General features: G+C 28.8%; 9 protein-coding genes. All 9 read left to right on the top strand.

What is annotated here, in order from left to right:
* Nucleotides 1-52 precede the first annotated feature (52 nt).
* The 9 genes from EJJ37_RS00760 to EJJ37_RS00720 all read left to right on the top strand — a co-directional run bounded on the left by EJJ37_RS00760 (nucleotide 53) and on the right by EJJ37_RS00720 (nucleotide 10,957).
* Nucleotides 53-1,168, top strand: coding sequence for an ABC transporter substrate-binding protein (locus EJJ37_RS00760; protein WP_166484626.1), 1,116 nt, complete (start codon nucleotides 53-55; stop codon nucleotides 1,166-1,168).
* Nucleotides 1,169-1,341: 173 nt separating this feature from the next.
* Nucleotides 1,342-2,178 (top strand): alkaline phosphatase family protein, encoded by an 837-nt coding sequence (locus tag EJJ37_RS00755; protein ID WP_133013678.1) that lies wholly within the window; start codon nucleotides 1,342-1,344, stop codon nucleotides 2,176-2,178.
* Nucleotides 2,171-3,019, top strand: coding sequence for an ABC transporter permease (locus tag EJJ37_RS00750; RefSeq protein WP_338032227.1), 849 nt, complete (start codon nucleotides 2,171-2,173; stop codon nucleotides 3,017-3,019). Before EJJ37_RS00755 ends, EJJ37_RS00750 begins: the two co-directional genes overlap by 8 nt.
* Complete coding sequence (locus EJJ37_RS00745; protein ID WP_243124815.1) at nucleotides 3,020-3,844, top strand: ABC transporter permease; 825 nt, start codon at nucleotides 3,020-3,022, stop codon at nucleotides 3,842-3,844.
* Nucleotides 3,845-3,855: 11 nt separating this feature from the next.
* Complete coding sequence (locus EJJ37_RS00740; protein WP_133013677.1) at nucleotides 3,856-4,878, top strand: ABC transporter ATP-binding protein; 1,023 nt, start codon at nucleotides 3,856-3,858, stop codon at nucleotides 4,876-4,878.
* A 14-nt stretch (nucleotides 4,879-4,892) separates the two neighbouring features.
* A complete protein-coding gene (locus EJJ37_RS00735; protein WP_166484625.1) occupies nucleotides 4,893-5,708 on the top strand; it encodes a histidinol-phosphatase HisJ family protein in 816 nt (271 codons plus the stop codon).
* Between the two features lie 276 nt (nucleotides 5,709-5,984).
* Nucleotides 5,985-8,135, top strand: a complete 2,151-nt coding sequence (gene speC / locus EJJ37_RS00730) for an ornithine decarboxylase (RefSeq protein ID WP_133013675.1) — start codon at nucleotides 5,985-5,987, stop codon at nucleotides 8,133-8,135.
* Between the two features lie 182 nt (nucleotides 8,136-8,317).
* Nucleotides 8,318-9,352, top strand: a complete 1,035-nt coding sequence (locus EJJ37_RS00725) for an XdhC family protein (RefSeq protein ID WP_133013674.1) — start codon at nucleotides 8,318-8,320, stop codon at nucleotides 9,350-9,352.
* A 270-nt stretch (nucleotides 9,353-9,622) separates the two neighbouring features.
* Nucleotides 9,623-10,957: a uracil-xanthine permease family protein gene (locus tag EJJ37_RS00720; RefSeq protein WP_133013673.1), complete on the top strand. Its 1,335-nt coding sequence runs from the start codon at nucleotides 9,623-9,625 to the stop codon at nucleotides 10,955-10,957.
* Nucleotides 10,958-11,014 lie beyond the last annotated feature (57 nt).

Genomic DNA, 11,014 nt, shown 5'->3' with positions numbered 1-11,014 from the left:
TAATTAGGAAGAAGATTACAATTTATATAAATAATTGAGGAGAGATCAATTTATGAAAAAGAATGTTATTAAGGGATTATTATCAATAGCAATGGTTACGATTATGGGATTAAGTATGATTGGATGTGGTAGTAAAAATATAGCTACATCACAAGATATTGATTTAAATAGTATGACATTAGAAGAGATTATAGATAAGGCAAAAGAAGAAGGAAAAGTAAATTCTGCAGCAATGCCAGATAGTTGGGCCAATTGGGGAGAAACTTGGGATGAAATAGAAAAACTTTATGGAATAAAACAAACAGATGTGGATATGAGTTCAGCAGAGGAGATTTCATTATTTGAATCAGAAGGGAAAAATTCAACTAAGGATATTGGAGATGTAGGTATGGCATTTGGGCCTATAGCTGAAGCAAAAGGGCTTACATTAAAGTACAAAACAAGTTATTGGGACGAACTCCCTGATTGGGCTAAAGATGATGATGGAGATTGGGTAGTTGGATATTATGGAACAATTTCAATATTAACTAATACTACAAATGTTGAAAATGCACCAAAGTCATTTGAAGATATTTTAAATGGAGACTATATAGTTTCAGTTGGTGATGTTACAAAAGCAAGCCAAGCTCAAAATGCTATATTAGCTACAGCAATTGCTTTTGGAGGCGATGAAGCTAACTTACAACCAGCATATGATTTTTATAAAAAGTTAGCTGAAGAAGGAAGATTAGATAAAGGCGAATTAAATATTTCAAGATTAGAAAAGGGTGAAATTGATGTTGCTCTCTTATGGGATTTCAATGCATTAGGGTATAAAGAACAAATTACTACTAATAATCCTAATATGAGTTTTGAGGTTCATATACCAGAGGAAGCATCAATTAGTGCGGGGTATGCAACTATTATTAATACTTATGCTAAAAATCCATATGCAGCAGCACTTACGAGAGAATATATATTAAGTGATGAAGGACAAATTAATTTAGCAAAAGGATTTGCAAAGCCAATTAGAGAAAGTGTTGAGTTACCAGAAGAAGTTAAAGCTAAGATGGTAGATGATTCTGAATATGAAAATACTAGAACAGTACAAGATGTAGAAGCTTGGGAAGAATCTACTAAAAACATAGCAAGTGAATGGCAGGAAAATGTTCTTTTCTACGCTAAATAGAAGTTTTTAGAGTTAAAGGGTAATAATGAAAAAATGATTCTGTTACTCTTTTAAGTATAAGAAAATTAGTTATTAAATGTTCTATAGAGTAATTTAATATGAGAATATTTTTAGAAGTATAAAAACTATATTATTACTCTTTAGACAAATAAGATGATAAAGGAGACTTGTAAATGAAGAAGGTTATATTTGTTTTATTAGATGGATGTACATATGATGGGGCAAAAGAAAATATGGGGTTTTTAGAGCATTTGATTGAAAGTAATAAAGGGACAAAGCTTAAAGTTAAAGGTGAATTGCCATCTATGTCTAGACCAATATATGAGACGCTTTTTACAGGTCTACCAGTTTCAGAACATTTAATAGTAAACAATATAATTTCAAGAAAATCAAAGGAAGAAAATATTTTTTCATTATGTAAGAAAAATAATTTGAGAACTGCAGCAGCGGCGTATCATTGGTTTAGTGAATTATATAATAAATCTCCATTTAATCCAATAGAAGATAGAATTCAATTAAATACTGATAGGAATGTTGAAAATGGGATTTTCTATTATGAAGATCATTACCCAGATAATCATTTATTTAATGATGGAGAGTTTTTAAGGAGTAATTTTAATCCAGATTTTTTATTTATTCACTCAATGAATATTGATGATACGGGACATAAATTTGGAAGTAACAGTGAGGAGTATGCATGTTCTATTTCAAAAGCAGATACAATATTAGGTTTATATTTGCCAAAGTGGATTGAAGAGGGATATAACGTAATTGTTACATCAGATCATGGAATGAATGAAAATAAAATTCATGGGGGAAATGATTATATTCAAAGATATGTTCCTTTATATATATTCTCTAATGAAGAAAGTAATATGCAAAAAGGTGATTTTTCAGAAAAAGAAATATCACAATTAAATTTAGCGCCATTAGTATGTAAATTACTGGGGATAGATAAATCGAAAAGAATGAAAGATATAAAAGAATTTGGAGGTGCTATTTTTGAATAAGATAAAATTTAAACCATATTTGTTAGCCTTAGCACCATTTTTACTACTTATATTATTATTTGAATTATTACCTTTATGCTCAATAATATTTAAGAGCTTCATGGAAGAAGGTAGTGGTGGATTTACTTTTGATAATTATATAAATGTATTTTCTAAGCCTATTTATAGACAAGCTATTATTAATAGTATTACAATTTCAATAATTTCAGCAGCTGTTGGTATAGTAGTAGCATTTATTGGAGCAAAGGCAGCACATAATACAGAATCATTAATGAAGAGAGTATTTATGTCTATACTTAATATGACATCTAACTTTGCAGGAGTACCTCTAGCATTTTCATTTATTATACTTTTAGGAAAGACAGGAGTACTTGTAATTTTAGCTAAGGCTTTAGGCATTGAAAATATGGCAAATTTTGATATATATTCAAATAATGGTTTAATACTAATATATATTTACTTCCAAATACCTTTAGCAACGCTTTTATTAATACCAGCTTTTAATGCTTTAAGGGAAGAGTATAGAGAGGCGGTAAAAATATTAAGAGCAAATAGCATTCAATATTGGATACATGTAGGATTACCTATATTAATGCCAAGCTTGCTTTCAACTTTTAGTGTTTTATTTGCAAATTCATTAGTTGCATATGGAACAGCGTATGCATTGCTTTCAGGAAATGCATCATTATTACCAATAAGAATTTCTGAGATGTTTGTTGGAGATTTAACTCAAAGAGTTGAACTTGGGTCTGCATTATCAGTAGTACTTCTATTACTTATGGCATTAGCGTTTGGAGTAAACAACATGATCACTCGTAAATTAAGAAAGGATGTGAAATAATTGAGGATAAAAAAAGGAATAAGGCTTGGATCATCAAGTGTAATAGTTCTAATAAGTATATATTTAATATTACCATTAGCATTAACATTCTTTTATTCAATATTTACAGAGTGGAATGATATATTGCCAAAAGGTTTTACATTAAAATATTATGCACAGTTATTTTCAGATAGTATTTTCTTAGAAGCTTTAGGAAGAACTTTATTAATTAGTATTTTACCTATTTTGGTAACTGGAATAATAATACTATTAGCTATGTACGTTATAGTAGTTTATAATCCTAAACTAGAAAAGTATATACAAATTCTTTGTATGATACCTTATGCCTTGCAAGGAATAATTTTATCAACAAGTATTATTTCTATATACGTAGGATCAGGTTCTATTCTTTCAAATAGAATATTTTTATTAATAGGAGCTTATTGCATAATAAGTTTACCTTATATGTATCAAGGAATTAGAAATAGTTTAACAGGGGTAGATGCTATTAATCTTATTGAGGCAGCTCAAGTATTAGGAGTTTCAAAATTATATGCTTTCTTTAGAATAATAGTACCTAATATATTACCAGGTATTACAGTTTCAGCAATGTTATCAATGGCAATAATATTTGGAGATTTTGCTATAGTAAATACTTTGGCAGGGAGCCATTATCAAACGGCACAAGTTTATCTTCAAAAAATGTTATTCCAATCGGGGCAACTTTCAAGTGCTACAATAATGATTTTATTCTTATGTACATTAATTATTTCATTAATGGTGTTCTTAATTAAGAAAAACAATAAAAGTGTAGTAATACAAAATGAATCTTCGGTAGCAAAATAGGAGGCTAGGTTATGTCATATATAGAGTTTAAAGGTATATCTAAATTTTATGGAGAAAATGAAGTATTAAAAAAATTAGATTTAAGTATAAAAAAAGGTGAGTTAATTACTTTACTAGGACCATCAGGATGTGGAAAAAGTACATTATTAAGATGTTTAGCAGGGTTAGAAACGGTATCAAATGGATCTATACTATTAGATGGTAAAGATATTACTAATATGGACACAACAAAAAGACAAATAGGAATGGTATTCCAAAAATATAGTCTTTTTCCTAATATGACTGTTAAGGAAAATATAGCTTTTGGATTAAAGGTTATGAAAGTAAATAAGCTAGAGATTGAAGAAAAAACTAAGAAGATGATTGAATTAGTTGGACTTGAAGGAAGAGAAAATCATTATCCAAGGCAATTATCTGGTGGACAACAACAAAGAGTTGCATTAGCAAGAGCTATAGTTACAGAGCCAAAAGTACTTCTTTTAGATGAGCCATTAAGTGCAATAGATGCACTTCTTAGAAAAAAGCTTCAAGATCAAATTAGAAGTATTGTTAAAGAGCTTGGAATAACAACTATATTTGTAACTCATGATCAAGACGAAGCTATGGTAATGTCTGACAGAGTATACTTATTTAATAACGGCAATATAGAGCAATGTGGAACTCCAGTAGAAATGTATACACAGCCTAAAACTCATTTTGCAGCAAGATTTATGGGTAACTACAATATAATAGAAAGCACTAAATTTAATAGTTTGACTAAAAATAATTTTAAGTCGGAATTCATTGCGATTAGACCAGAAGTAATAGAAATTTCACCAGAAATATTTGCTGATGATATGGAGAATTCAGTAACATTTAAAACGAAAATTACAGATACTATGTCTCATGGGAATGTTTTAAGATATACATTAGAAACTGAAAATGGAATTAAATTAAAAAGTGAAGTCTTATTTAGAAGCTTTAGACTATATGATATTGGACAAGAGTTATATGTAACAATAGAGAAGAAGAATTGTTTAGAAATAGATAAATAGTTAAGGAGATAAAGGTGAATAAATATATATTTGACAGCCATGTTCATTCAAATAATTCATTTGATGCTTTTGATAGCGTAATAGAACTTTGTGAAATGGCTATAAAAAATAATATTGATGGTTTTTGTATTACAGATCATTTAGAAGTACATGAATATAATGAAGAGTATGAAAAAAGCATTACCAAATCTCATAAAGATACAAGAGAAGCAGCAATATTATTTAAAGATAAATTGAACCTTAGAACAGGTATTGAGATGGCTCAACCGCTTCAAGATATAAAAACGGCAGAAATAATTTTGGAAAAATTTCCTTGTGACTTTATTATAGGGTCAATGCATAGTGTTAAAAATGAAAAAGACTTTTATTTTATGGAAAAGTGTGATTTTGAACATAGAGTAGATGAATTGCTTACTAAATACTATGAAGAGTATTATGAAATGGTAAAATGGGGAAAATTTGATGTTATAGGGCATATTACTTATCCATTAAGATATATTGAGGGTAACTTTAAGATGAAAATAGATATGAGTAAGTATAATGAAGTTATATATGAAATGTTAAAGTTAGCTGTAAATAACAATGTTGGAATAGAAGTAAATGTATCGGGTTTTAGACAACAGTATGGTAAACAGTTTCCAAACTTTGAGCATATTAAAGCATATAGAGATTTTGGTGGAGAAATAGTTACTATAGGGAGTGACTCTCATAATAGATATAGTATTGGTGAGAATTTTAAAGAGGGTAAAGAATTATTATTAGAAGCAGGATTTAAGAGTTACTGTGAATTTGAAAATAGAAAAGCAAAGATGATTAATTTATTGAAATAATATTAAAAAGAGTATCTATTATAAATTTAGATACTCTTTTAAGCTATATAATTAAAGAATTTACTCTGTATGAATGCAATTTTAATTATATAAAATAGAGTTAAAATCTTTTAGAAATGAATAGGAAATTATTTTTAATATATTACATTTATAGCATTTACATTGAAATAAGCTGACTATATAATTAGGATATTAATTAATAAAATATATTTATAATATATTTTATTAATTATGTAAATTATAAGTATATAGACTAAAAAGATAGGGGGAAAAGGCATGAAATCATTAAAGATTGCTTGTACTGAAAGAACTAGAAATTACTTTTTCACAGATAGGGAAACTATAGAAGTTGGTACAACAGATTATACTGATGTAGCAGCTGCTGTGGTTAATGAATGTGATATAGAAAGTATAAATGATATATATGATACAAGGTTTGGAATAGCGATATTTGTATTAGCAGAAACTGATGAGATTAATGATGAAATTACAAATAAAGTACATAAGATAATACATATTAATGAATTAAATGAAGAAGAGTTTAGTAAGGAATTAAATAATGCTGCTGATAAATATGAAGAAGAAATGTTACCACCATTTTTTGATGTTTTAAGTGAATATTCAAGAAGAGGTAATTTACAGTTTGCATGTCCAGGCCATCAAGGTGGGCAATATTTTGTTAAACATCCAGCTGGAAGAGCTATGTATGAATTCTTTGGAGAGAATATCTTTAAGTCAGATATATGTAATGCAGATGTTGATTTAGGTGATTTATTAATACATGAAGGGCCAGCAATGTCAGCTCAAACTTATGCAGCAAAGGTATATAATGCTGATAAAACATATTTTGTAATGAATGGAACAAGTACATCTAACTCTGTAGTTATAAATGCGATAGTTTCTCCCGGAGATTTAGTTTTATTTGATAGAAACAATCATAAATCAATATATAATTCAGCTTTAGTTTCATCAGCAGGAAAGCCTGTATATTTAGAAACTTCACGTAATCCATTTGGATTTATCGGTGGAATAGATGCTCATTGTTTCAACGAAGAGTATTTAAGAAGTGAAGCTGCTAAAGTTGATAGTGAAAAGGCAAAAGAGAAGAGACCATTTAGGTTAGCTGTTATTCAACTTGGAACTTATGATGGAACTATATATAATGCAAGACAGGTAGTTGATAAAATAGGTCATCTTTGTGATTATATTTTATTTGATTCAGCATGGGTTGGATATGAGCAATTTATACCAATGATGAGAGAATGTTCTCCATTATTATTAGACTTAAAACCAGAAGACCCTGGAATATTAGTTACACAATCTATACATAAACAACAAGCAGGATTTTCACAAACATCTCAAATTCATAAGAAGGATAGTCACCTTAAAGGACAAAAGCGTTATGTAGATCATAAGAGATTTAATAATGCTTATATGTTATATGCATCAACAAGTCCATTTTATCCTTTATTTGCTGCTTTAGATGTTAATGCAAGAATGCAAGATGGAGAAGCAGGAAGAAAACTTTGGGCAGATTGTATAAAAGTTGGAGTTGAAGCTAGAAAAGATGTTTTAGAAAGATGTGAATTATTAAAACCATTTATTCCCCCTGTAGTTAACGGAAAGCCATGGCAGGATTATCCTACAGAAGAAATAGCAAATAATATTGAATTTTTTAAATTCTATCCGGGAGAAAAGTGGCACTCATTTGAAGGATATGGAGAAAATCAATATTTTGTAGATCCTAATAAATTTATGTTAACAACTCCAGGAATAAATGTAGAAACTGGTGAATATGAGGAGTTTGGTATACCAGCAACTATTTTAGCAAACTATTTAAGAGATCATAGAGTTGTACCAGAAAAGAATGATTTAAATTCAATATTATTTTTACTAACGCCAGCAGAAAGTACTTCAAAAATGAAAGGGCTTGTAGACCACTTAGTAAGATTTGAAAATCTTATAAAAGAGGATGCTCCATTAAGTGAAGTTTTACCTAAGCTTTATGCTAAATATGAGGAACGTTATAAGGGATATACAATAAGAAGATTATGCCAAGAAATGCATGACTTCTATAAGAAAAATGATGCAAAGACTTATCAAAAACTACTATTTAGAAGAGATTCTCTTCCAGAATACGTTATGAATCCTAATGAAGCAAATATTGAGCTTAAAAGAAATAATGCTAAATTAGTACCTTTAAGTGATATAGTTGGAGAAATAGCATTAGAAGGAGCACTTCCTTATCCACCAGGAGTATTTTGTGTAGTTCCAGGTGAAAGATGGAATAATGTAGCTCAAAAGTATTTTTCTATTTTAGAAGAGGGAATTAATAAGTTCCCAGGTTTTGCTCCTGAGATTCAAGGTGTTTATCTAGAAAAAGAAGATGGAAAAGTAAGAGCTTATGGATATGTATTAGATAAGTAAATTTAAAATATAACAATAAAATAACCACTCCGTTCTATATATTTAGAGCGGAGATTTTTATTTAAAATAAGATTATATTATAAAAATAACATTTATTTGAAATAATATATATTTTTATGTAGAAATAAATTGAATTTGATATAAAATATAAATATATACAAAATTTTCAAGAGGTGAGAAATATGAATAGAGGGTTTTATAAAAGAATAGAAGAGGAGTTAAATAATAATAAAAATATTTGTATAGCAACTGTTATCAAAGATAAAAGGGACAAGCATTTAGGAAAAAAGATATTAAAGATTAATGATGAGATACTAATTGAAGATGAAGAAAATATAGAGTTTTATAATAGAATTATAAATAAAATTAATTTTAATGAATCTGGAAAAACAATAAAGATAGATGATGATATAGAAATTATTATGGAACATATTATATCAAAACCTAATCTTATAATTTGTGGGGGAGGACATATAGCTTTATCCTTAGCAAGTATGGCAAAAATGTTGGATTTTAATACTACTGTTATAGATGATAGAGAGGAATTTGCTAATAAAGAAAGGTTCCCAGAGGTTGATAATGTAATTTGTGATAATTTCACTAATGCCTTAGATAAGGTAAATTTTAATAAAAATTCATATTTTGTTGTTGTTACAAGAGGGCATAAGGCAGATCAGGAATGTGTTGAAAAAATATTAAAAAATAAATTTAGATATTTAGGAATGATAGGTAGTAGAGGTAAAGTAGCACACTCAATAAATCAGTTGTTGGAAAAAGGATATACTACAGAGGATATAAATAAAGTTAATGCTCCTGTTGGAATTAGTATAGGTGCTAAAACTCCAGCTGAAATATCAGTAAGTATTATGGCTCAAATTATTCAAGAAAAGAATAATGGAAATGTATCTAATATCGATGAAGAAATATTAAATGATATTGTTTATAGTGATAATAGTAAAGTTTTAGTTAGTATATTGCATAAGAGAGGATCATCACCTAGAGGTGTAGATGCTAAGATGCTTGTTAAAGATGATAGTAGTTTTATTGGAACTATTGGTGGTGGAATGGTTGAAAAGGTAGCATATGAGAAAGCTTTAGATTTAATAAAGGAGAAAAAATCACATATTGAAAGTTATGATTTATCTAATTCAGCTGCAGCAAAATTAGGTATGGCTTGTGGTGGAACTATTAAAGTGCTTTTTGAATATATAGCATAAAACACGAAAAATAATTGGTTTAATATTATTTTTTTAGGGGAATTAAAAGACAAACTTTTTTATAAAGTTTGTCTTTTAATTTTTGGATTTGAACTAGAAAAATGTTATTTTAAATAAAGAAACACAAAAAATATGTAAAAAAATATAAAAAAATATACACAAAATACAAATTATGTGATAGAATCAGCATATAGATAAAAGCGTACATTTTATAAAAATAATGAAAAAAATATTCGTAAATTGTATTTTTTCTTTATAGGGGGATGTGTAATGAAAACAGGAAGTATTTATGAATTAGAAGGAAGAGTACCTTTAAAACAAGCTATTCCATTAGGAATTCAACATGTATTAGCAATGTTCTTAGGTAATGTATCACCTCTTATTATAATATGTGGTATTTTAAATATTCCTTTAGAAACTAAATCAATGTTAATACAAAACGCAATGTTTATATCTGGGGTGGCAACATTACTTCAATTGTATCCAGTTTTTAAAATGGGTAGTGGACTGCCGATAGTAATGGGAACAAGTTCTGGATTTATAGGAACAGAAAAAGCAATAGGAATGGCTTATGGATATGATGCGATTATGGGGGCATCTTTAGTAGGAGCAATTTTGGAAATTATATTAGGTTTTTTTATTAAACCGTTGAAAAAGTTATTTCCTCCAATAGTTACAAGCCTTGTAATAATATCTATTGGACTATCATTACTTCCGGTTGGAATAAGTTATTTTGGGGGAGGATCATCATCTGAGGATTTTGGATCACCTAAGAACCTATTGGTAGCTACTATAGTTGTTATTGTTATTATTGCTTTAAAGCAATTTACGAAAGGATTTTTAAGTGTATCATCTGTGTTGATAGGGATAATTGTAGGATATATTCTATCTATATGTTTAGGTATGGTTGATTTTACAGAGGTTAAGAATGCGGCTTGGATTAGTTTGCCAAAACCTTTTGTTACAGGATTTGAGTTTAAAATAGAAGCAATTATTGCTATGAGCATAATGTATATAGCTACAGCAGTAGAAACTGTAGGAAATATATCAGCAATTACACTTGGAGGGCTTGGTAGAAATGCCACTAATCGTGAATTTTCAGGTGGAGTAATTGCGGATGGTATAGCAAGTGCAGTTGGTTCGGTGTTTGGAGTTCTTCCTAATACAGCCTTTGGTCAAAATGCTGGACTTGTGGCTGTTACTAAGGTAGTTAATAAATTTTCAATAATGACAGGTGCAGTTTTCTTAATTTTAGCTGGATTTATTCCAAAGTTAAGCGCATTATTTTCAGTTATGCCACAGTCGGTTCTTGGAGGGGCAGCTGTTATTATGTTTTCAATGATATTTGTAAGTGGTCTTCAATCACTACTACGAGAAGGATTAGATTCTAGAAATGGATTAATTGTTGCAGTTGCAATAGGATTAGGTGTTGGAATTGGAGAAATGCCTGAGTTGTTAAAGTATTTACCAGAATGGGTAACACAGGTTTTTGGAAATAATAGTATTATTATGACTTTTGTTATTGCAACAGTATTAAATTTAATATTACCTAAAAAAGAAAAAAATGAAGAGATGAGTATTGAAGTTAAAGAAGGTATAGTATAAAGTAAAAAAAGATATAAATATGTAAAAATATCCACTAATTTTATAAAAAGGTAGTGG

This window comes from Clostridium cuniculi (assembly GCF_004353185.1).
GTDB lineage: Bacteria > Bacillota > Clostridia > Clostridiales > Clostridiaceae > Clostridium > Clostridium cuniculi.
Note: the sequence above shows the minus strand (reverse complement) of the source record. Positions and strands in the feature narration are given on the sequence as shown.

What these genes read in the sequence shown, in the direction of transcription:
- EJJ37_RS00725 (WP_133013674.1), top strand. Translation starts at nt 8,318, where the DNA reads ATGAATAGAGGGTTTTATAAAAGAATAGAAGAGGAGTTAAATAATAAT.
- EJJ37_RS00755 (WP_133013678.1), top strand. Translation starts at nt 1,342, where the DNA reads ATGAAGAAGGTTATATTTGTTTTATTAGATGGATGTACATATGATGGG.
- speC (WP_133013675.1), top strand. Translation starts at nt 5,985, where the DNA reads ATGAAATCATTAAAGATTGCTTGTACTGAAAGAACTAGAAATTACTTT.
- EJJ37_RS00720 (WP_133013673.1), top strand. Translation starts at nt 9,623, where the DNA reads ATGAAAACAGGAAGTATTTATGAATTAGAAGGAAGAGTACCTTTAAAA.
- EJJ37_RS00760 (WP_166484626.1), top strand. Translation starts at nt 53, where the DNA reads ATGAAAAAGAATGTTATTAAGGGATTATTATCAATAGCAATGGTTACG.
- EJJ37_RS00740 (WP_133013677.1), top strand. Translation starts at nt 3,856, where the DNA reads ATGTCATATATAGAGTTTAAAGGTATATCTAAATTTTATGGAGAAAAT.